Consider the following 21,573-nt stretch of genomic DNA (forward strand, 5'->3'; position numbering starts at 1 on the left):
CGCTGAAACTGTTGGTGGGCGGGGGACTGCGGATCGAGGACGTGCCCGCGCTGCAAGCCAGGGGCCTGACCGACTTCCACGTCGGCTCCGCCGTGCGGATCGGCGGATCCTGGGAGCACCCGGTCGATCCGGGCATCGTCGAACACTGGCGCGCCGCGGTCGACGGCTGAGGTCAGGCGAGCGGGCGACCGGGCGCCCGAGAGGTCTCGGACGCCCTGACTCAGCGCTCTGCGCTCACACCGCGAGGGCGGGCGGCAGCGGCCGGGCGTGCAGCACCGTCAGGCGGGTGACGGCTCGGGTGAGCACCACGTAGAGCCGGCGCAGGCCGAGCAGTTCGTCATGCTCCGCCTCGGCGATGGCGGTGGGTTCGAGCACGATCACCTGGTCGTACTCGAGACCCTTGGCCAGGCTGGCCGGGACGAGCACGAGCCGGACCGCGTCCCGATCAGACGCAGCCTCCTGCGTCTCCAGGACCTCGGCCTCATCCTCCTCGTCCACCTCGCGATCGAGCCGGGTGAAGGCGATGCCGGACCGCTCGAAGTGCGCGGCCACGCCGTCGAGCGCGCCGTCGGCCGTGATCACGCCGACCGAGCCCTCCCCGGCCAGCGCCTCGCGCACCGACTCGGTCAGCCACTGTTCGAGCTCTGCTTCATTCTCGACGCCGAGGATGTCGAGGCCGCCGCCCTGCTGGCGCACCGAGGTCGGCGGGGCCAGGTGCGGGGCGATCGTGGGCAGCAGCCGGGCCGCGTACTCGATCACCTGGCGCGGCACCCGGAATCCCTGGGTCAGCTCCTCGATCACCGCCTCGCTCTTGCCCAGGTGCCCGAGCGCGGCCTCCCAGCTTCCGGTCGCCCACGGCGTGGTGGCCTGGGCGATGTCGCCGAGGACGGTCACCGAGCCGGTCGTGCAGCGGCGGGCGACGGCGCGCAGCTGCATCGCCGAGAGGTCCTGCGCCTCGTCCACCACCACGTGGGCGAGGGAGGCGGTGCGCTCGAGCAGATCGGCGAGTTCGTCGAGCAGGACCACGTCCGCCGCGGTCCACTTGGCCGCGCCCGCCGAGCGCGGCGCCTTGTCCCACACCAGCAGACGCTGCTCGTCCTCGTCGAGTTCGTCCTGCGCGGCCGCGGCCAGCAGCTCCGGGTCGCGGTAGAGCGCGTGCAACACCTTCGCCGGCTCCATGGCCGGCCAGACCTGGTCCACCACCTGCTTGACCGGGCGGCTGCGCGCGACGGCGTCCTGCACCCGGTCGTCCGGCGACTCGCCGGCCGCCTCCATGCGTCGCAGCACACTGTGGGCGATCCGCTGGGCCAGCATCGCCCGGCCGGCCGAGTAGCGCACCTCGCGGCCGCGCAGCGTCTCGATGTGCTCGGCGATCTCGTAGGCCGGGATCCGCCAGTGCCGCGAGCCGCGCACCACGGTCATCGACTCGGCCGGCGCGCTCACGCCCGCCCAGGCGGCCCGCCGCAGCACCGCTGCCATCCGCGCGTCGCCCTTGAGCCGGGCCGCCGCCGCGCCCTCCACCGCGCGGACCGGGGCCCGCGCGACGAGTTCGGCCACGGTGGCCTGGGCCACGTCGATCTCGCCGAGCGCGGGCAGCACCTGCTCGATGTACTTCAGGAACTGCCGGTTCGGGCCCACCACCAGCGCGCCGCCGCGCTTGATCCGGTCCCGGTGCGCGTAGAGCAGGAACGCCACCCGGTGCAGGCCCACCGCCGTCTTCCCGGTGCCCGGCGCCCCCTGCACACAGATGCTGGTGCCCAGGTCCGCGCGCACGATCTCGTCCTGCTCGGGCTGGATGGTGGCCACGATGTCGCGCATCGGGCCGGTGCGCGGGCGCTCGATCTCCTGGCGCAGGATCGTCGAGCCGCCGGTGGGCGCCGCGGCCGGGCTCGCCTCGCGCCCGGCGCCGAAGGGCTCGTCCTCGATCGCGGTGAGCTGGCCGGCGGCGAAGCCGAAGCGCCGGCGCAGGCCAAGGCCCATCGGCTCCTTCGTGCTGGCCCGGTAGAAGGCGAGCGAGACCGGCGCGCGCCAGTCCACCACCATCGGGTCCCCGTGCGCGTCGTGTACGTGGCGCCGTCCGACGTAGAAGTGCTCGCCGGGATATTCGGAGGAGAGTTCGGGGTCGTAGTCGAGCCGGCCGAAGAACAGCGGCACGTCCGGGCGGTCCGCCAGCGCCGCGGCGCGGGCCTGGATCGCCGAGTTGATCACCTCGGTCGAGACCGCGTTGCCGCCCAGCGCGCGCAGCGCGAGGGTCTCGGACCGCATCGCGCGCAGGGCCGCACGGGACCGCTCCAGATGCGTCCGCTCGGCGATGACCAGCGGGGACACCGGAGCGGCGGCAGGGTTTTCTGGCATGGCGAAGCCTCCAAGGAATACGTCGATCTTTCGCTATCAGGTTGCGTATTTCCGGAGGCAGAGGTCCGGGCCGAGCGGCCCGTACGTGCACAGCGCACGGCGGGGTGTTGCCGTGTGAAATGGAGGGGAGGGACTATACCTGCGACCTTGACAACAAATCAAACCGGCGACAAAGTTCACAGGCGCCCCGATGTCTCCGGAGGGCGCGCGCGGTCCGACAGGCGGGCCAAGGTCTTCGGTTCGGCAGAGGCGGTGCGGCGCCCCGGACTCGACGGCTGCGGCTGGCCGCGCGCGTCCGACGGTTATCCCAGCCGTCGGGGAGCCACCCGGTCGTCGCCGACGGCCGGGGGATCCCGCCTGTCGACGATGAGGTCACGGATGACCCCACCATTGCCTGCCCACTCCCCCGTGCGACGAGCCGGCCTCGGCCTGCTGTGCGCACTGGCCCTGGTCGCCGCGAGCGCACCCGCGCACGCGGACACGACCGGCACCACGGCCACCGGCCCCGGCGCCGCCTCCTACTACGACCTGGCCCGCAAGGACTGCCTCGGCACCGCCCGGGACACCACCTCGAAGGTCTGGTACACGGTCGCGGACGGCGTGCTCTCGGACGTCTACGAGCCCACGGTGGACAACACCAACGTCAGCACCCTGCAGTACGTGGTGACCGACGGCTCGAGTTTCACCGATCTGCAGACCAGGGACATGACCTACACGGTCGCGGCCGACCCGACCGGTATGGCCTGCACCATCACCTCCACCGACAAGGCGCACGGCTTCCGGCTGACCACCGAGTACGTCACCGACCCGGCCCGTGACACGGTACTGATGCACACCGTGCTCTCCGCGGTGCCGGGCAGCGGCACGAACCTCTCCGCGCTCCACGTCTACGCCCGGCTCGACGCGCACGTCAACGGCACCGGCGGCGGCGGGACGGACAACGCGGGCGGCAACACCGGGGTGGTGGACCCGAGCGGCGTGCCGGTCGTGACCAACACCCTGACCAGCACCGAGGCGGTGAACCGGGATTACGCGGTGCCGACCTCCATGGCGCTGACCGCCACCTCGGCGGGCCCGGCCTCGGTCGGCTACGCGGGCACCGCGAGCGACGGGCTCACCCAGCTCGACTCGACCCACGCGCTCACGCCCACCACCTCGGCCGCGGACGGGCACATCATCGCGACCGAGGACGTCACGCCGCGCACCCACGGCTCGGCGCCCGCGGACTTCACCCTGGCACTCGGTTTCGGCCGCACCCAGGCCCAGGCCGTGAGCACCGCGAAGGCCTCGCTGGTGCTGCCCTTCCAGGCCGTGGAGCAGCTGTACCTGGGCACCTGGCGGATCTATGACAGCACCCTGAAGGCGCCGCCCGCGCACGTGGCGGGCGTACCCGAGCAGAGCGTGCGCTCGACCTACTACCTCGACGCCAACGTGCTCAAGTCCAGCGAGGACAAGACCTACCCGGGCGCCATCGTCGCCTCGCTCGCCTCGCCCTGGGGCCAGGCCGTGAACGCCGGGACGTACGTGAACGGGAAGGCGGTGTACTTCGGCTCGTACCGCGAGGTCTTCTCCCGCGACCTGTACGAGGCGTTCACCGGCCTGCTCGCGGACGGCGACACGGCCACGGCCCGCGCCGCCACGCTGTTCCTGCTGACCAAGCAGCAGCTGCCGACCGGCGAGATCCCGCGCAACTCGCTGGTCAACGGGAAGGCCGCGCCGGACACCGGCGGCGACCAGCTGGACGAGACCGCGTACCCGATCCTGATGGCCTACGAGTCCGGGCTCGGCGGCGACACGTCGCTGTGGACCGAGCACATCAAGCCCGCGGCCGACTTCCTGGTGGCGCACGGGCCGTCCTTCGGCGTGGAGCGCTGGGAGGAGCAGTCCGGCTACTCGCCCTCGACCATCGCGGCCGAGATCGCGGGCCTGACCGCGGCGGCGGCCATCGCCACCGTGCACGGCGACAAGGCGGACGCGGCGCTCTACCAGGCGGCCGCGGACGACTTCCAGCGAAACGTGAAGAACTGGACCGTCACCAGCACCGGCTCGCAGAGTTCGAGCCCGTACTTCACCCGGCTGTCCAAGACCGGCGACCCGAACGCCGCGGACACCTACTCGCTCTCCAACGGCGCGCCCAGCGTCGACCAGCGCGACGTGATCGACGGCGGCTTCCAGGAGCTGGTGCGGCTCGGCGAGCTCTCGCCCTCGGACGCGACGTTCCAGAACTCGTTGACGGTCCTGGACGACACGCTCTCGGTCAGCACGCCGTCCGGCACCGGCTACTACCGGTACGGCGACGGAGCGGGCCTCGGCAGCGCGGACGGCTACGGCGACTGCTCCACCACGAACAGCCAGACCTCGTGCACGACGGCGGGCGAGCCGTGGCCGACCACCGACACCGGCACCGGCCACCTGTGGCCTGTGCTCTCCGGTGAGCGGGCCGAATCGGCCATCGCCGAGGACGACCCGTCCACCGCGAGCAGCCTGCTCCAGTTCATGATCAACTCAGCCTCGGGCGAGGGCCTGGTGCCCGAGCAGGTCTGGGAGGACCCGAACCTGGCCGCCTCGCCCTACGGCTCCGACCCGACCACGGCCAGTATCGGCTTCGTGGACGGCCAGGCGGCCGGCTCGGCCTCGCCGCTGACCTGGGCCCAGGCGCAGGAACTGCGGCTGATCGTGGACCTCGGCAGCGGCAAGGACGTGGACACCCCGCAGCTGACCACCCAGCGCTACGTCGCGCACGCGGCGCCGGGCGCAGCCACCGTCACCCTCACCTCGCCGACGAGCGCGGCCACGATCGAGGGCGGCAGCACCACGGTGACCGGCACCACGACCGCGGGCGCACAGGTCACCATCGAGTCGCAGGACACGGACACCGGCGCGGCCGCGCAGACGGTGACGACCACGGCCGACTCCACCGGCGCGTTCTCCGCGGCGGTCCCGATCGGCTTCGGCACGGACGTGATCAGCGTCTCGGCCACCGCCGCCGGGGCCACCGGCTTCGCCCAGACCAGCGTGGTCGGCGACGTGGTCGGCGGCACCACGGTGCTGGACGTGACGCACACCGGGAACCACGACGGGCCCGGCACGTATCAGTACCCGACCGCCTCGGCGTTCGTCGCGGGATCCTTCGACATCGACCGGTTCCAGGTGATCACCGCGGACAGCACGGTCTACCTGCGGCTGACCCTGGCCGACCTGACGCCGACCTTCGGCGCCACCATGGGCGCGCAGCTGCTGGACTACTACATCCACGACCCGAGCGCGACGGCCACCTCCACCGCCGCCGCGTACGCGAGCCGGAACTACACGATCGCCCCGGCGGACGCGTGGAGCCAGCGGATCGAGGTGCAGGGCTTCGCCTCTCCGGTGTGGCAGGACGCGAGCGGAAACGCCGTGGGCACCCCGAGCGCGGTCGTGGCCTCGACGGTCGCGGACACGATCACGGTGGCGCTGCCCGAGTCCGAGTTCGGCACCCCGACCTCGGGCTGGACCTTCACCATCGCGCTGACCGGACAGGACGGCTACAGCTCGGACGAGGCCCGGGCCTTCACCACCACGCCCGGGGACTACAGCTTCGGCGTCTGCGCCTCCGGCGGCACCGCGGCGATCTGCTCGGTGGACCCGAACACCGTGCCGAAGGTGATGGACACCATCACCCCGGCCGGGGTGTCGCAGGCCACCGAGCTCGACCCGACGCTCGGCCCGGTGGTGCTCCAGGGCGTGACCGTGCCGTAGTACGTACCCTGATTCCGCGCCGGCGCACGTCGGCGCGGAATCGGGACACCGCAACGCATCTCAACGCACGTGAGCTCGGCCGCCGTCCTTCTCCAGGGCGGCGGCCAGTTTCATGTTCACGCCGTCGAAGTACTGCGTGGTCACCCGCGGCAGCAGGGAGTTCCACAGCGGCAGGAAGGTGCCGCGCAGCTGGAGCATCCCGGCGGGCCGGGCGGTGAACCACAGGTGCAGGTGCGCGACCCCGTCGCCCCAGCGGTTCACGTGCACGCGCCCGACCCCCTCGAGCGAGGCCAGCGCACGCTCCACCCGCACGATCATCGGGCCGAGCTCGAGCGCGCGTTCGGCCGGCAGATCGCCCAGGTCCGTGTGCACCCGCGGCTCGAGGAACACCGTCGCCAGGCTGCCCCGCCGTTCCTCCGGGTCCTGATAGGCCACCCGCCAGTGCTCGTCCGTCCACAGGTACTTCTCGTCCGGCTTGGCGCAGATCACGCAGTCGCGCGGACCGTCCTCGCCGTTGCGCGGCGGCTCGGGCAGCACCGGCTGATCCAGCCGTCTGATACGGACACGGCCCTCGTCGTCTTTCGCGAAGGGGAACACGTCCCAGGTGAAGTGGTCGACCTTCGGCTTCAGCTCCACGCCGATCGGCAGGTCGCTCACGTATTCGCTCGGCTGGACAACGGGATCCGGCTCATCAGTGCTCATATCGGCCATCCCAGCAGACCTCTGTCCCGAGCGCATCCGAGATACCCAGGACCCTCACTTGAACGCGTTCAAAAACTCGGCTACAGTCGTCGCGACGCAGAGATTTGAACGCGTTCAACTCGGTGGGAGGGGCGATGACGAGCAAGGAAGACGAGGACGACGGCGACGCGGTGTTCTGCCGCGCCTTGTGTCAGGGCACGTGGAGTGGCGCTCTGACCGGTGCGCTCGGCAGCGCGGTGATCCTGGCGAACGCGCAGACGCAGCCGGGCACCCCGGTGGTCTCGGCGGTCGGCGGCACCGTGGCCGCGACCCTGGTGTTCGGGGCGATCGGCTACGTCGTCGGGGCCCTGCTCGGGTTCACCTGCGCGCTGATCCCCGCGTGCGTCCTCGCGCTCGCGGCCGGCTTCTTCCGGCGCCATGAACGCCTAGCCCTGCTGGGCCCGGCCGTCGCCGGGCTGGCGTTGCAGATCCTGGTCCTGCGCTGGGACACCGAGGACACCGCGTTCGAGATGTACGCGATCTTCAGCATGCCCGCCGCGATCGGCACCGTGCTGGCCATGGCCGCGACGCCCTACGCCCTGACCGGGCGGGGATTCCGGCTCCGCCTGCCGCGCATCGCGGGCCTACCGCGAGGCTGCCGGGGCCGTGCGTGCTGCCGGATTTGGCGGATAAGCCCGGAATAGAAGGGAGTGAAGGGAGCCCGGACCGCCGCGGTTCGGTCTTGTCAGTGGACTTCTGTACGGTGCTCTTTGTGCCCGGAGCGCAAGTCGGCACGGATGCACCGCGAGGGAGGATCACCGCCCGGGACGGATCGGCGACGAGGAGGGGAGCCGGTCCGTCCGGAGCGGCGTTCTGCCCGTACCGTGGGATGGTGCACGAACCGATGGCCCCGACCAAGACCGCCAAGAGCGAGCAGACCCGCGCGTTGATCCTGAACACGGCCATGCGGCTGTTCGAGGAGCGCGGCTACGACCAGACCACCATGCGCGCCATCGCGCAGGAGGCCGGCGTGTCGGTCGGCAACGCCTACTACTACTTCTCGGCCAAGGAACAGCTGGTCCACGGCTTCTACGACCGGCTCGCGGCCGAGCACGCCGAGGTGGCGCTGGCCGCGGTCCGGGACGTGACCGACCTGGCCGACCGGATCCGGCTGGTGCTCACCACCTGGCTGGACGTGGCAGAGCCCTACCACGCCTTCGCCGCCCAGTTCTTCCGCAACGCGGCCGATCCCTCGAGTCCGCTCAGCCCCTTCTCGGCCGAGTCCGCCGCCGCCCGCGAGGCCGTGATCGACCTGCACCGGACCGTGCTGTCCGGCTCGAATCTGCGCTACGACGCGGAGATCGGGCGCATCATGCCCGAACTGCTGTGGCTGCACCACCTGGCACTGGTGCTCTACTGGGCCCACGACCGCACCCCGCAGGCCGAACGCACCCGCCGCCTGGCCCTGCGCACCTCGGGGACGGTGGCCAAGGCGGTGCGCCTGTGCAAGTACAAGGTGGTGCGGCCGCTGGTGCGCGAGGCCGACTCGATGATCCGCGAGTTCCTCATCACCGAGCCGGAGCCGGCGGAGCCGGCGGACCCGGCAGACACCGCGGGCTCGGCCGACGCGGCCCACGCCGCGGATCGGGCGGAGCCGGAAGCGCTCTAGTCGTTCAGCCGGCCGGCGTCTCGTCGGGTTCGCGCCCCGGCGTCGGCAGGTTGAACTTCTTGATGGCGAAGGTGAACAGGAAGTAGTAGACGACCGCGAACGCCAGGCCGATCGGGATCAGCAGCAGCGGCCGGGTGGCGATGTCGAAGTTGAATATGTAGTCGAACAGCCCGGCCGAGAACGAGAACCCGTCGTGGATGCCGAGCGCGTGGCACAGCGCCATCGAGCAGCCGGTCAGCAGCGCGTGCACGGCGAACAGCGCCGGCGCGACGAACAGGAACGCGAACTCGATCGGCTCGGTCACCCCGGTCAGGAACGAGCACAGCGCGGCCGAGAGCATGATGCCGCCGACCAGCTTGCGCTTGTCCGGGTGGGCGCAGCGCACCATCGCGAACGCGGCGGCCGGCAGCGCGAACATCATGATCGGGAAGAAGCCGGTCATGTACGTGCCCGCACTCGCGTCGCCGTGGAAGAAGCAGGTCAGGTCGCCGTTGTAGGGTGTGCCGTTCTGCTCGCAGGAGGCGCCCACCGGAGAGAACCAGACCACGTTGTTGGCCACGTGGTGCAGGCCGAACGGCAGCAGCGCCCGGTTGATCACGCCGAACAGCCCCGCGCCCATGGTGCCGTTCTTGGCCAGCCAGGTGCCCGCGCTGTAGATCCAGCTCGCCGGGAACTTCCACAGCAGCCCGAAAAGCACCCCGACGAAGACCGCCGCGAACGCCGTCACGATCGGCACGAACCGCCGGCCGCCGAAGAACGCCAGATAGGCCGGCAGCTTGATCCGGTAGTAGCGCTGGAACAGCAGTGCGGTGAGGATCCCGATCGTGATGCCGCCGAAGGCGTAGGTGGGGTTGTTCGCGATCGTGTCGTCCACCACGCCGCGGGTGTACCAGCTGCGTGCGAACGAGGCGTTGATCGGCATCGCGAACATCGTGGTGCTGACCTCGTTGAACACCAGGTAGCCCACCGCCGCGGCCAGCGCCGTGGTCCCGTCCGCGCGCCGGGCGAAGCCCACCGCGACGCCGATGGCGAACAGCAGCGGGATGAAGTTGAAGATGCCGTTGCCCGCCGCCGAGAACACCTGCTGGACGTAGATCAACCAGTGCCAGCCGGTCAGCGAGGCCAGGTAGAGGCCGTGCTCGGAGGCGCCGAGGGTGCCGGTGTCGCGCTCGCCCATGATGTCCGGGGAACCGAGCCGGGTGAGCAGGCCCGCCGCCGGCATCACCGCGATCGGGAGCATGAGCGAGCGCCCGACCCGCTGGAGCACCGCGAGCACCCGGTTCGAGGTGGGCGTGGCCGGGGGCAGTCCGTCGGCTGCTGGTGGAAGTGCGTCGGCGGTGGTCGCCGTCATCGGTGCGCCTCCAGTGGATTGGCGGTGGCACGAGGATTCGTGATCGGTTGTGCGGGCCTTTCCAAGGGCACCCAGAGCTGGTACCTGTCGGCACGGTACGCGGAACTCGCGTACTCCACGAGCAGGTCGTCACTGTAGCTGCGCCGGGTCATCTGCAGCACCACGCCGGTCAACGGGATCTCCAGCAGCGCCGCCTCCTCGGTGTCCGGATTGCTGGCCTCGATCACCTGCTCGCCCCAGGTCAGGGTGAGCCCGTACTGCTCGGCCAGGGTGTGGTAGAGCGACTTGGGCGAGCCGAGGGCGAGCAGCCCGGGCACCCGCTTCTCCGGCAGGTGCGTGCGTTCCACCGCCATGGGGATCGAATCCGCGTACCGCAGGCGCACCAGGCGCACCACACCGTCGCCGGGCTGGATCTCCAACTGCCGGGCGAGCGAGGGCGAGGCCTCGATCCGCTCGAAGGCGAGCGTGCGCGAGGCCGGGACCATGCCGCGCTTGGTCATGTCCTCGGTGTACGAGGCAAGGCGCACCTGCAGGTCCATCTTGGGCTTGGCCACGAACGTGCCCCGGCCGCGGACACGGTACAGACGCCCGTCGGCCACCAGTTGGTTCACGGCCTGACGCACCGTCATCCGGGACAGGTTGTAGCGTTCCCCCAGCTCCCGCTCCGACGCGATGGGGGTGTCCGGCTCGAGCTCGGTGGCGATCAGCTCCAGCAGGATCTCCCGCAGCTGCTGGTGCTTGGGCACCGGGCTACGCGGATTGATCTCCATCGATCCCTCACTCGCCTGTCTCTCATCCCGACGGCGACGTCTCGCCCCGGGAGAAGGGGCTGGCGTGTCCGAGAGTTCCCTGATTTGATGTGAAGTCGGTCACGCCATACTGTTATAGACCGGACTAGACCACCATCGGTTTACTCTTGTCAAGACAATACGGTCCGGTCGGTACCCAATCGCAACGGGAGCAGTGTATGGACAAGGCGGAGGCGATTCTCGCCGGGCTCGGCGGAGCCGACAACGTGGTCGAGATCGAGCCCTGCATCACCCGCCTGCGCACCGTGGTGCGCGACGGCGCCAAAGTGGACGACAAGGCCCTCAAGGCGGCCGGGGCGCACGGGGTGATGAAGGCCGGCACCGTGGTCCAGGTGGTGGTGGGACCCGAGGCCGACACGCTCTGCATGGACATCGAGGATCTCCTCTGAACACTCGATCCGGGCGGGCCCCCGCGCTCCCGGTACGTCTTCCGCTGGCCGTGCGCGCGCCGGTGGCGGGACGGGCGATCAGCCTCGACCGGGTGCCGGACGCGGTCTTCGCCCAGGCCATGGTCGGCCCGGGCGCGGCGATCGATCCGGTGCGAGCGCCCGGAGTGGTGCTCAGCCCCGTCTCCGGAATCCTGGTCAAGCTCAAACCGCACGCGTTCGTGGTCACCGCGACGGACGGACGCGGAGTACTGGTACACCTGGGTATCGACACGGTGAACCTGGACGGCGGCGGCTTCGTGCTGCTGGCCGAGGAAGGCGGGCCGGTGCTCGCCGGCGCCCCGGTGGTCCGGTGGAACCCGGCCGCGATCGAGGCCGCGGGTCTGAGCCCGGTGTGCCCGGTCATCGCCCTGGACGCGGATCCCGCCTCCGCGGCCGCCATCGCGGCATCCGTCGCGCTCGGTCCCGTGTCGGCGGACGACCGTCTGTTCACCTGGGCCTGATACTGGTGGGCGACGTCGAGTAGCGCAGACCGTAAGGAGACACCATGCCGCAGCGCATCGTGAACGTAGCCTCACGGGTGGGGCTGCACGCCCGGCCCGCAGCCGTGTTCGTCAAGGCCGCCAGTGCCGCAGCCCTGCCGGTGACCATCGCCAAGGAGGGCAAGGAGCCGGTCAGCGCCCGCTCCATCCTGGCCGTCCTCGGCCTCGACGTGCGCGGGGGCGAGGAGGTCGTGCTCGAGGCGGACGGCGACGGCGCCGAGAACGTCCTGGAAGACCTGGCACGGCTTCTGACGGAGGATCTGGAGGGGTGAGCGGCGCATTGAGCGCACCGGAGACCCAAGAGCCGGTCGACGGCCCCGCGGCGCCCGCCGTGCCCGCCCCGGCGGAGCGCGCGGGCGGGGCGGGCGCGGGCGGCCCGGCCGTCCAGGCCGCCACGCCCCGGCGGCTGACCGGGATCGGCATCGGCAGCGCGGCCGTGCTCGGCCCGGTGGCGCTGATGGCCGAGCCGGATCCGCCGCCCCCGGCGGGCCTGGCCCCGGCCGGCGACGGCGAGCACGAGGCCGGCCGGGCCCTGGCCGCGCTGGAGACGGTGGCCGCGGACCTCGAGCGGCGGGCCGGCTCAGCCGGGCCCGAGGCCGCCGATGTGCTCGAGGCGCAGGCGATGATGGCCAGGGACCCGTCCCTGGCCGAGGCGGTGCGCGCGCTGACCGACGCGGGCGTGGCCGCCGAGCGCGCCGTGTACGAGGCCTTCGACGGGTTCCGCGAGGCCCTGGCCGCGGCCGGGGGCTACCTCGGCGCGCGGGTGGCCGACCTCGACGACCTGCGGGCCAGGGCCGTGGCCGTGGCCGCGGGCCGGCCGATGCCCGGGGTGCCGGCCCGCGAGGAGCCGTTCGTGCTGGTGGCCAAGGACCTCGCCCCGGCCGACACCGCCGTGCTCGACCTGACCCGGGTGCTCGCGCTGGTGACCGAGCAGGGCGGCCCGACCAGCCACACCGCGATCCTGGCGCGCGCCCGCGGCATCCCGGCCGTGGTCGGGGTGGCCGGGGTGCTGGGCCTGGCCGACGGCGAGACGGTCATGGTGGACGCGGACGACGGCCTCGTGCTCCCGTCCCCGGCCGAACAGGTCGTCGCGGCCACCCTGGCCCGGGCGAAGGCCCGGCGTGAGGCGGCGCGCACGGGCGGCGACGGCACCGGCCCGATCCTGGCCGCGGACGGCCGCGAGGTGCGGCTGCTGGCCAACGTCGGCGGCGGCGCGGACGTGGCCGCCGCGGTCGCCGCCGGGGCGCGCGGAGTGGGCCTGTTCCGGACCGAGCTGCTCTACCTGGGCACGCTGCGTCCGCCGACGTTCGAGGAGCAGGTCGCGGCGTACCGCGAGGTGCTCGACGGGTTCCCCGGCGGCCTCGTGGTGGCCCGGACCCTGGACGCCGGCGCGGACAAGCCGCTGCCGTTCCTGCCGCTCGGCGAGGAGCCCAACCCGGCGCTCGGGGTGCGCGGAGTGCGCGCGTTCCGGGGCGCGTATGAACATCTGTTGGACACTCAGCTCGCCGCGCTCGCGGCCGCCGCGGTGGACGCCCCGGCGGAGCTGTGGGTGATGGCGCCCATGGTCACCACCGCCGAGGAGGCCGCCTGGTTCGCGGCCAAGGCGCACGCCGCCGGGATCGCCAAGGCGGGCGTGATGATCGAGGTCCCGGCCGCCGCGTTGACGGCGCAGGAGGTGCTGGCCGAGGTGGACTTCGCCTCGATCGGCACGAACGACCTGACTCAGTACACGATGGCCGCGGACCGCCTGCTCGGCTCGCTCGGCGCCCTCCAGGACGCCGGCCACCCCGCCGTGCTGCGCCTGGTCGCCCTCGTCGCCGCCGCCGGCGCCGTCCTCGGCAAGCCGGTGGGCGTGTGCGGCGAGGCCGCCGCCGACCCCCGCCTGGCCGCCGAGCTCATCCGCCTCGGCGTCACCTCCCTGTCGATGGCCCCCGCCGCCATCCCGGAACTACGCGCCGCGCTGACGAAATAGGCCAAGACGAGATAGAGCAATCCGAAAACAGAACACTGAAGTCCCGCCCTGATTCAGGACGGGACTTCAGCTATGCAGCCTTGCGCCACCACGCTGCGGGGGTCCAGGGGGCGGAGCCCCTTGGCGTGGGGGTGTGGGGGCCGGGCCCCCACTGCGAACAGGCAGTGGACCCGGCCCCCGATTACCGCAACTTCACGCAGGGACTAACGTCAGAAGTCCATGTCCCCGCCGGGCATGCCGCCGCCGGCCGGAGCGGCGTTCTTCTCCGGCTTGTCGGCGATGACGGCCTCGGTGGTGAGGAACAGCGCGGCGATGGACGCGGCGTTCTGCAGCGCCGAGCGGGTCACCTTGGCCGGGTCCGGGATACCGGCGGCCAGCATGTCCACGTACTCGCCGGTCGCGGCGTTCAGACCGAAGCCGGGCTCCAGGTTGCGCACCTTCTCGACCACGACGCCGCCCTCGAGGCCGGCGTTGATCGCGATCTGCTTGAGCGGGGCCTCGACGGCCAGGCGCACGATGTTCGCGCCGGTCGCCTCGTCACCCTCGAGGTCCAGCTTCTCGAAGGCCTTGGTCGCGGCCTGCAGCAGCGCCACGCCACCGCCGGCGACGATGCCCTCCTCGACGGCCGCCTTCGCGTTGCGCACGGCGTCCTCGATGCGGTGCTTGCGCTCCTTGAGCTCGACCTCGGTGGCCGCGCCCGCCTTGATGACGGCCACGCCGCCGGCCAGCTTGGCCAGGCGCTCCTGCAGCTTCTCGCGGTCGTAGTCCGAGTCCGACTTCTCGATCTCGGCCCGGATCTGGGCCTTGCGGCCCTCGATCGCGTCCGCGTCGCCGGCGCCGTCGACGATGGTGGTCTCGTCCTTGGTGACCACGATCTTGCGGGCCCGGCCGAGCAGGTCGAGGCCGACGGAGTCGAGCTTGAGGCCGACCTCCTCGGTGATGACCTGGCCGCCGGTGAGGATGGCGATGTCACCCAGCATGGCCTTGCGGCGGTCGCCGAAGCCCGGCGCCTTGACCGCGACGGACTTGAAGGTGCCGCGGATCTTGTTGACCACCAGGGTGGCCAGGGCCTCGCCCTCGACGTCCTCGGCGATGATCAGCAGCGCCTTGCCGGACTGCATGACCTTCTCCAGGATCGGCAGCAGGTCCTTGACGTTGCCGATCTTGGAGTTGGCGATGAGGATGTACGGGTCCTCCAGGACCGCCTCCTGCCGCTCCATGTCGGTGGCGAAGTAGAAGTTGATGTAGCCCTTGTCGAAGCGCATACCCTCGGTGAGCTCGAGCTCGAGGCCGAAGGTGTTGGACTCCTCGACGGTGATGACGCCTTCCTTGCCGGCCTTGTCCATGGCCTCGGCGATCAGCTCGCCGATCGCCGGGTCGGCGGCGGAGATGGAGGCGGTGTTGGCGATCTGCTCACGCGTCTCGACCTCGGTGGCCATGGCGAGCAGCTCGGCGGCGACCTTCTCCACGGCGAACTCGATGCCCCGCTTGAGGGCCATCGGGTTGGCGCCGGCGGCGACGTTGCGCAGGCCCTCGCGGACCATCGCCTGGGCCAGCACGGTCGCGGTGGTGGTGCCGTCGCCCGCGACGTCGTCGGTCTTCTTGGCGACTTCCTTGACGAGCTCCGCGCCGATCTTCTCGTACGGGTCCTCGAGCTCGATCTCCTTGGCGATGGAGACACCGTCGTTGGTGATGGTGGGGGCGCCCCACTTCTTCTCCAGAACGACGTTGCGCCCGCGCGGGCCGAGGGTCACCTTCACGGCGTCCGCGAGCGTGTTCATGCCCCGCTCAAGGCCGCGACGTGCCTCTTCATCGAAGGCGATGATCTTAGCCATATCGGTACAGTCCTCCCACAGGTGTGGACGAGCAGGCCGTGTGGACGCCCGCGACGGCCGGGGTCGGCACCCCTCACCACATTCGGCTCTTCGGTAGCACTCTCCAGGCGGGAGTGCCAGCTCCCATGATTAGCACTCTCCCCCCGAGAGTGCAAGCCGCGAGCCTGGACACGGCAAAGGGACGGGTCCGTCGACCGCGGCGCGCCGGCGCCGCTCTGTCGGACCCGCCCCTTGGTCCGGACGGGGTCAGACCCGCCCGTGGGTGCGTGGTTTTCTCGCCACCGACTACTGGATCGCTCGAACCATGTCGGCCTGCGGGCCCTTCTGGCCCTGCGAGATCTCGAACTCGACCCGCTGCCCCTCTTCGAGGCTGCGGTAACCGTCCATCTGGATCGCGCTGTAGTGGACGAAGACGTCCGCGCCACCGTCGACCGCGATGAAGCCGTAGCCCTTCTCCGCGTTGAACCACTTGACGGTGCCCTGAGCCATGCTTACTCCCTGTTGCCGCCCTGCTCGGTCACGCACATCGCGAGACCGGGGTCGTACGTCCCCCGCCCCATGTACACAACAGGGTCGGTGATGACTGCTTCTTCGTTCCGCTCGGCCGAGCCTCGCCGAACTGTGCGACCGGCGCTGAGATTATCCTTAACCACCAGGCAAGCAACAGGTCATTGCGCAAATCCGCCCGTGGTACGGACCTCCGCCAAACCGGGACGAACAGGGACGTAATCGGACGCAATCCAGGTCGTTTGGTGAAACTGTAATCAGACGGTTACTGATCATCTCACCGGGTGGACGGCGCGAACACCGTGCGCGACCGTCCACCGGCCCGGGGGCCGGGAACACCTGTTAACAGGTGCTCTCCGCCACCGCCTGCTACCACCCGGTCAGCAGCCGCCCGCCACCGCCGGGATGATGCTCAGCTTGGCGCCCTCGCCGGTGACGGTGGCCAGACCCTCGGAGAAGCGGACGTCGTCGTCGTCCACGTAGACGTTCACGAACCGGCGCAGCTTGCCGGCGTCGTCGAGCAGCCGGGCGCGCAGCCCGGGGTGGTTCGCCTCGAGGTCGTCGATGACCTCGGCCAGCGTGGCACCCTGGGCGCTGACCTCGGCTGAACCGGCGGTGTAGGTGCGCAGGATGGTCGGGATACGGACGGTCACGGCCATGAAAACGGGCCTTTCTGATCGAACGGAGCCGGACGAAGAGCCGGACGGGGACGTCGGCGGTCTCAGGAACGCGCGGAGCGGAAGGCCGCGAGGCTCGGCGGGATCGTCGCGGTCAGGCCGGCCCCGGCCACCGCGTCCAGGGTCTTGAGCCCGTCCCCGGAGTTGATGACGACGGTCTCCGCCGACGGATCCAGCTTGCCCGTTTCCACGAGCTTGCGCAGCACTCCCACCGTTACGCCACCCGCGGGCTCGGCGAACACGCCCTCGGTGCGGGCGAGCAGGCGGATCGCCTCGACCACTTCCTTGTCCGAGACCGACTCCACCGCGCCGCCGGTACGCCGGGCGATGTCGAGCACGTACGGGCCGTCGGCCGGGTTGCCGATCGCCAGCGACTTGGCGATGGTGTCCGGGCGCACCGGCTGGACCACGTCGTGCCCGTCCCGGAACGCCGCGGCCACCGGCGAGCAGCCGTCCGCCTGGGCGCCGAAGATCCGGTAGGGGGCGTCCTCGACCAGGCCGAGCGCGATCAGTTCCTTGAAACCCTTGTCGATCTTCGTCAGCTGCGATCCGGAGGCCACCGGGATCACGATCTGCTCCGGCAGCCGCCAGCCGAGCTGCTCGGCGATCTCGTAGGCCAGGGTCTTGGACCCCTCGGCGTAGTAAGGGCGCAGATTCACGTTCACGAAGCCCCAGCCCTCGCCGGCCTCGTCCCCGATCAGCTCCGAGCAGAACCGGTTGACCTCGTCGTAGGTCCCGTCGATGGCGATCAGCTCGCCCTCGTAGACCCCGGCCATCACGATCTTGCCGGTCTCCAGGCCCGCCGGGATGAACACGCACGAGTCCAGGCCCGCCCGAGCCGCCGCGGCGCCCACCGCGCCGGCCAGGTTGCCGGTGGAGGAGCAGGAGAGCGTGGTGAAGCCGAAGGTGCGCGCGGCCTCGAGCGCGATGGCCACGACCCGGTCCTTGAAGGAGTGGGTCGGGTTGCCCGAGTCGTCCTTGATGTGCAGCGAGCGCAGGCCCAGCTCGCGGCCGAGGTTCTCGGCCCGCACCAGCCGGGTCCAGCCCGGGTTCAGGTTGGGCTTGCTCGCCACGTCGGCCGGAACCGGCAGCAGCGGGGCGTAGCGCCAGATCGAGGCCGGGCCCGACTCGATCAGCTCACGGGTGATCGGGGCGCGGCCGGGGGCGGTGAAGTCGTAGGCGATCTCGAGCGGGCCGAAACACTCCACACAGACATACTGCGGTCCGAGCGGGACCCGGGCGCCGCACTCGCGGCAGGACAGGGCCACGGCGGGGCCGAAGGAGGAGGCGAGCTCAGGGGCGTCGAGTTCGATCGTGGACATGCGAGGCGAGGCCTTTCCCTCATCTTCCCCACCGACGTTCGGCGGGCCGGATTTGGCACCTGCTCCAGGCCGGGCCTCGCGAATGCGGGGGGATCCTGGGAGGTTGCCGGAGCTTCGTCGGGCCGTACCCTCTGCTCCTCTGGATGAGCTGTGCGTATGCGATTGTGGGTCCTGCTCTGTTCACTGTACCCGACCAGTGCGGCCGAGTTTGCTCCCGTCCGCATGGGGAGATAGTCAGTAATCATGTCGGTCTCGGCACAATCACCCACAGCCCCGCCCTCATCCGTCCGTGCCGGAGTGCTGCTCGCCTCCAACCGCGGACCGGTCTCCTTCACCCGCGGCGAGGACGGGCACCTGAGCGCCAAACGCGGCGGCGGCGGCCTGGTCTCGGGCCTCTCCTCCATCTCCGGCGGCCCCGGCGAGATCGTCTGGGTCTGCTCCGCACTGTCCGACGGCGACCGCGAGGCCGCCGAGCGCTCCCCCGGCGGCCGGCTCGACCGTTCGGGTCTGTTCGACCAGGGCGCGGCGGTGCGCATGCTCGCGCTCGACCCCAAGGTGTTCGACGACGCTTACAACGGCGTGGCGAACTCGACCCTCTGGTTCATCCAGCACCTGCTCTACGCCACCCCGACCAACCCGTCCTTCGGCCCGGAGTTCCAGCGGCAGTGGACCTCGTTCGAGGCGTACAACCGCGCCTTCGCCGAGGCGCTGGCCGAGGAGGCGGCCGAGGGGGCCAAGGTACTGATCCAGGACTACCACCTGTGCCTGGCTCCGCGGCTGCTCCGGGACCTGCGCCCGGACCTGCGGATCGGCCACTTCTCGCACACGCCCTGGGCGCCGCCGGACTACTTCTCGCTGCTGCCGGACAAGGCCGCGGCCGAGGTGCTCGAGGGCATGCTGGGCGCGGACCGGGTCTGCTTCCTGACCCGGCGCTGGGCCGAGGCCTTCGCCGACTGCTGCGAGCGCGTGCTCGGGCGCCGCCCCGGCGCCCACACCCTGCGCGTGCACGGCCTCGGCGTGGACGCCCCGGCGCTGCGCAAGCGGGCCGCGGCGGCGGACGTGGCCGAGCGCGAGCAGGAACTGCGCGCGGCCATCGGCCCGAACCGGCAGGTCATCGTGCGGGTGGACCGCACCGAGCTGTCCAAGAACATCGTGCGCGGCCTGGAAGCGTATGCGGTGCTGCTGCGGGAGCACCCGGAGTGGCGCGGGCGCGTGGTGCACGTGGCCTTCGCCTACCCGAGCCGCACCGACCTGGCCGAGTACCGCGACTACACGGCCGCGGTGCAGCGTCTGGCCAAGGAGATCGAGGAGGAGTTCAGCACGCCCGAGCTGCCGGACTGGCGTCCGCTGATCGTGCACGTGGAGGACGACTTCGCGCGCTCGCTCGCGGCGTACCGGATGGCGGACGTGGCCGTGGTCAACCCGATCAGGGACGGGATGAACCTGGTGGCCAAGGAGATCCCGATCGTGGCCAGCGCGGCCGGCGGCGCCTGCGCCCTGCTGCTCTCCCGCGAGGCCGGCGCGCATGCGGAGCTCGGCGAGGCCTCCTTCACGCTCAACCCGTACGACGTCAACGCCACCGCCGCCGCGCTGCACGCCGCCCTGTCGCAGAGCCCTGCGGAGCGCGCCGCGGACTGCGCCCGGCTGGCCGAACTCGGCGGCGCGCTGCCGCCGCAGTCCTGGTTCGCGGACCAGATGGACGAGCTGTAGTCCCAGCGGGTCGGGGCGGTCTCGGGGCGAGGTGTCCCCGCGGCCGCCCCGACCCGTTCCGGGCCGAGCTGCCCCCGAGGATCAGACCGCCGCTTCCCGTTCGGGCGAGCCCGGCGGATAGTCGCTCGGCAGCCAGGTGCCGACGCTGAGCATCCTGGCCTGGTACAGATCCGTGTCGGGCGTCATGAACCGGTCCAGCCCGAGGTCGTCGACGTCCATCCACGACCGGACGACTAGATTGTCCGGCTGGTTCACATTGCCGAGGACGCAGGTCAACGCCCCCTGGAACGACTCCACGACTTTCGAGGGCGAGCGCACCCGCGCCAGGAACGGAACGAACAATGCGACACGCGTCAGCACGAACATCGGATGCGCCGGATCGGGTTCCGGCACGTCGTAGGCGGGATGTCCGTCCCCACGCGGAACCGGCGACGCGGTGACCGCCAGGTGGTCGAGGACCGCGCCGGCCTCTCGGCTTTCCGCGTGGCCCGCGATGCGCTCCCAGATGAACTCGAAGGCATCCTCGAAGAACTGCGTGAACAGGCGCATCGGCTCATACGCGCGCACCAGCGCGGCGAACGTGTTCGCGTCGTCGATCTCAGGCCACTCACTCATGCGCCGAATCTAACGTCGTGGCCGCGGCTGTGGCGCGGACGGCGCAGGCGTCCTGGATGTCCCCATCCGGCCTAGGATCTCGGCTCGTGACGAACGTTGCCGCGCGGCGCGATCTCTGGGCCCGCCTGCTGGCGGGCCGGGTCACCGAAGTGTGCGTGCTCTCGTATCACGGGCTCAACCGTGATCTTCCGCAGATGCTGGGCCTCGGGGAGACCTGGCCCTGGACTGGGTCACACCGTCGCAGAAGGAGTACGACGGCGACGTGCCCATGACCAGCCAGGAGCTGGCCGCCTATTACATGCGCATGCGCAACCACCTCGTCGGAGACTTCCCGGACAAGACGTTCCAGCTCTCCCGCGACGACATCAAGCGGTTGCGCTCCGTACGCGTGCTCCCGCAGGGCTGAACACAGGGGCGAGCGTGTTCGGCCGCGCGCTGGTCTAGCTAGACTCTCTGGGCCGAGATGTCCCCGTCCCCAGTCTAGGAGTGCCCAGCCGCCATGCCCGAGCTCGTCTTCTTCACCGGGACCATGGACTGCGGCAAGTCCACCCTCGCACTGCAGATGGACCACAACCGCTCGGCGCGCGGACGCCGCGGCGTGGTGTTCACCCGCGACGACCGGGCCGGCGAGGGAGTCCTGTCCAGTCGGCTCGGGCTGTCCACCGCGGCGGTGGAGGTGCGTCCCGGGATAGACCTGTACGAGTACGTCAGCTCGGTCCTCGACGCCGATCCGGCGATCGACTACGTGATCTGCGACGAGGCCCAGTTCCTCGAGCCGGAGCAGGTCGAGCAGCTCGCGCTGGTGGTCGACGAGCTGCACCTGGACGTGTTCGCCTTCGGCATCACCACCGACTTCCGCACCCGGCTGTTCCCCGGGTCGCAGCGCCTGATCGAGCTCGCCGACCGCCTCGAGATCCTGCAGGTGGAGACGCTCTGCTGGTGCGGCGCCCGCGCGACCCACAACGCCCGCACGGTCGACGGGGCGATGGTCGTGGAGGGGGAGCAGAAGGTCATCGGCGACGTGGGGCGCCAGGCGGCCGTGGGCTACGAGGTGCTGTGCCGCTCGCACCACCGGGAGAAGCGCGCGCAGCACGCGAACGCGGTGGCGCGCTAGGCGGCAGGGGTGGAGCCGGGCGGGGGCTCGACCTGACCGGTCCTCAGCCGCGGGCTTCGCGTCGCGCGTCCCTGATCCGGCGCAGCCGGGTGACCAGGGCGGGCCGGTACGCGAGTGCGGCCGGGTCGTCCAGCAGGGCATTGAGGATCTGGTAGTAGCGCGTGGCGGACAGCTCGAAGCTCGCGCGGATCGCCTCTTCCTTCTCACCGGCGTGTTTCCAGCGCCTCATCTCGAATTCCAGCACGGCGCGTTCGCGGGCGCCGAGGCGGGTGGCCGCGTCGTCGGCGGGG

20 protein-coding genes and 1 riboswitch are annotated in these 21,573 nt (G+C 71.1%); of the genes, 10 read left to right on the forward strand and 10 right to left on the reverse strand.

Annotated elements, in window-relative coordinates; all coding sequences use genetic code 11:
• Nucleotides 1-234: 234 nt before the first annotated feature.
• The gene (locus KDL01_RS25015; RefSeq protein WP_212531040.1) at nt 235-2,355 is read right to left on the reverse strand and encodes a HelD family protein; all 2,121 of its coding nucleotides are present in this window, start codon (nt 2,353-2,355) and stop codon (nt 235-237) included.
• Between the two features lie 408 nt (nt 2,356-2,763).
• On the opposite strand from KDL01_RS25015, the gene KDL01_RS25020 reads away from it, so the two are divergent.
• Entirely contained in the window at nt 2,764-6,093 is a 3,330-nt protein-coding gene (locus KDL01_RS25020; RefSeq protein WP_307846572.1) for a glucodextranase DOMON-like domain-containing protein, read from the forward strand.
• Between the two features lie 60 nt (nt 6,094-6,153).
• Here the strand turns inward: KDL01_RS25020 and KDL01_RS25025 are convergent, their stop codons facing one another.
• Nucleotides 6,154-6,795 carry a hypothetical protein gene (locus KDL01_RS25025; RefSeq protein WP_212531042.1) on the reverse strand — a complete coding sequence of 214 codons (642 nt, stop codon included), beginning with the start codon at nt 6,793-6,795 and terminating at the stop codon, nt 6,154-6,156.
• 134 nt (nt 6,796-6,929) lie between these two features.
• Between KDL01_RS25025 and KDL01_RS25030 the strand changes: the two genes are divergently transcribed.
• Together KDL01_RS25030 and KDL01_RS25035 are read left to right on the forward strand one after the other, a co-directional pair.
• Complete coding sequence (locus KDL01_RS25030) at nt 6,930-7,478, forward strand: hypothetical protein (RefSeq protein ID WP_212531043.1); 549 nt, start codon at nt 6,930-6,932, stop codon at nt 7,476-7,478.
• A 185-nt stretch (nt 7,479-7,663) separates the two neighbouring features.
• A complete protein-coding gene (locus KDL01_RS25035; protein WP_438801984.1) occupies nt 7,664-8,443 on the forward strand; it encodes a TetR/AcrR family transcriptional regulator in 780 nt (259 codons plus the stop codon).
• 4 nt (nt 8,444-8,447) lie between these two features.
• On the opposite strand, the gene KDL01_RS25040 is transcribed toward KDL01_RS25035, so the two are convergent.
• Both KDL01_RS25040 and KDL01_RS25045 read right to left on the reverse strand, forming a co-directional pair.
• Nucleotides 8,448-9,794, reverse strand: coding sequence for a PTS transporter subunit EIIC (locus tag KDL01_RS25040; protein WP_212531045.1), 1,347 nt, complete (start codon nt 9,792-9,794; stop codon nt 8,448-8,450).
• Nucleotides 9,791-10,564, reverse strand: coding sequence for a GntR family transcriptional regulator (locus KDL01_RS25045; protein ID WP_212531046.1), 774 nt, complete (start codon nt 10,562-10,564; stop codon nt 9,791-9,793). The genes KDL01_RS25040 and KDL01_RS25045 overlap by 4 nt, the downstream gene beginning before the upstream one ends.
• Nucleotides 10,565-10,710: 146 nt before the next feature.
• Between KDL01_RS25045 and KDL01_RS25050 the strand changes: the two genes are divergently transcribed.
• The 4 genes from KDL01_RS25050 to ptsP are packed head-to-tail and all read left to right on the forward strand — an operon-like array spanning nt 10,711 to nt 13,503.
• Nucleotides 10,711-10,992, forward strand: coding sequence for a PTS sugar transporter subunit IIB (locus KDL01_RS25050; RefSeq protein ID WP_281415601.1), 282 nt, complete (start codon nt 10,711-10,713; stop codon nt 10,990-10,992).
• Between the two features lie 44 nt (nt 10,993-11,036).
• Nucleotides 11,037-11,492 carry a PTS sugar transporter subunit IIA gene (locus KDL01_RS25055; RefSeq protein ID WP_246576952.1) on the forward strand — a complete coding sequence of 152 codons (456 nt, stop codon included), beginning with the start codon at nt 11,037-11,039 and terminating at the stop codon, nt 11,490-11,492.
• Nucleotides 11,493-11,536: 44 nt separating this feature from the next.
• Nucleotides 11,537-11,803, forward strand: a complete 267-nt coding sequence (locus KDL01_RS25060) for an HPr family phosphocarrier protein (RefSeq protein ID WP_212531048.1) — start codon at nt 11,537-11,539, stop codon at nt 11,801-11,803.
• Entirely contained in the window at nt 11,800-13,503 is a 1,704-nt protein-coding gene (ptsP, locus tag KDL01_RS25065) for a phosphoenolpyruvate--protein phosphotransferase (RefSeq protein ID WP_307846575.1), read from the forward strand. Before KDL01_RS25060 ends, ptsP begins: the two co-directional genes overlap by 4 nt.
• A gap of 209 nt (nt 13,504-13,712) precedes the next feature.
• On the opposite strand, the gene groL is transcribed toward ptsP, so the two are convergent.
• The 4 genes from groL to thrC all read right to left on the reverse strand — a co-directional run bounded on the left by groL (nt 13,713) and on the right by thrC (nt 17,844).
• Nucleotides 13,713-15,338, reverse strand: a complete 1,626-nt coding sequence (gene groL / locus KDL01_RS25070) for a chaperonin GroEL (RefSeq protein ID WP_212531049.1) — start codon at nt 15,336-15,338, stop codon at nt 13,713-13,715.
• 285 nt (nt 15,339-15,623) lie between these two features.
• Nucleotides 15,624-15,827: a cold-shock protein gene (locus tag KDL01_RS25075; RefSeq protein ID WP_034266409.1), complete on the reverse strand. Its 204-nt coding sequence runs from the start codon at nt 15,825-15,827 to the stop codon at nt 15,624-15,626.
• A gap of 398 nt (nt 15,828-16,225) precedes the next feature.
• The gene (locus KDL01_RS25080; protein ID WP_212531050.1) at nt 16,226-16,504 is read right to left on the reverse strand and encodes a ubiquitin-like small modifier protein 1; all 279 of its coding nucleotides are present in this window, start codon (nt 16,502-16,504) and stop codon (nt 16,226-16,228) included.
• 62 nt (nt 16,505-16,566) lie between these two features.
• A complete protein-coding gene (gene thrC, locus KDL01_RS25085) occupies nt 16,567-17,844 on the reverse strand; it encodes a threonine synthase (protein WP_212531051.1) in 1,278 nt (425 codons plus the stop codon).
• Nucleotides 17,845-17,860: 16 nt separating this feature from the next.
• Nucleotides 17,861-17,994: riboswitch (SAM riboswitch) on the reverse strand.
• Nucleotides 17,995-18,087: 93 nt separating this feature from the next.
• On the opposite strand from thrC, the gene KDL01_RS25090 reads away from it, so the two are divergent.
• Complete coding sequence (locus tag KDL01_RS25090) at nt 18,088-19,554, forward strand: alpha,alpha-trehalose-phosphate synthase (UDP-forming) (RefSeq protein ID WP_212531052.1); 1,467 nt, start codon at nt 18,088-18,090, stop codon at nt 19,552-19,554.
• Between the two features lie 81 nt (nt 19,555-19,635).
• On the opposite strand, the gene KDL01_RS25095 is transcribed toward KDL01_RS25090, so the two are convergent.
• A complete protein-coding gene (locus KDL01_RS25095; RefSeq protein ID WP_212531053.1) occupies nt 19,636-20,169 on the reverse strand; it encodes a hypothetical protein in 534 nt (177 codons plus the stop codon).
• A gap of 262 nt (nt 20,170-20,431) precedes the next feature.
• Here KDL01_RS25095 and KDL01_RS25100 point away from each other — a divergent pair, with 262 nt between their 5' ends.
• The gene (locus KDL01_RS25100; RefSeq protein ID WP_212531054.1) at nt 20,432-20,575 is read left to right on the forward strand and encodes a hypothetical protein; all 144 of its coding nucleotides are present in this window, start codon (nt 20,432-20,434) and stop codon (nt 20,573-20,575) included.
• Between the two features lie 93 nt (nt 20,576-20,668).
• Nucleotides 20,669-21,283 carry a thymidine kinase gene (locus KDL01_RS25105; RefSeq protein ID WP_212531055.1) on the forward strand — a complete coding sequence of 205 codons (615 nt, stop codon included), beginning with the start codon at nt 20,669-20,671 and terminating at the stop codon, nt 21,281-21,283.
• 43 nt (nt 21,284-21,326) lie between these two features.
• On the opposite strand, the gene KDL01_RS25110 is transcribed toward KDL01_RS25105, so the two are convergent.
• Nucleotides 21,327-21,573: DUF3263 domain-containing protein (locus tag KDL01_RS25110; protein ID WP_307846576.1), on the reverse strand; the 247-nt coding region annotated here is incomplete at its 5' end.

Origin of the sequence: Actinospica durhamensis (genome assembly GCF_018139695.1) — a bacterium.
GTDB classification, from domain to species: domain Bacteria; phylum Actinomycetota; class Actinomycetes; order Streptomycetales; family Catenulisporaceae; genus Actinospica; species Actinospica durhamensis.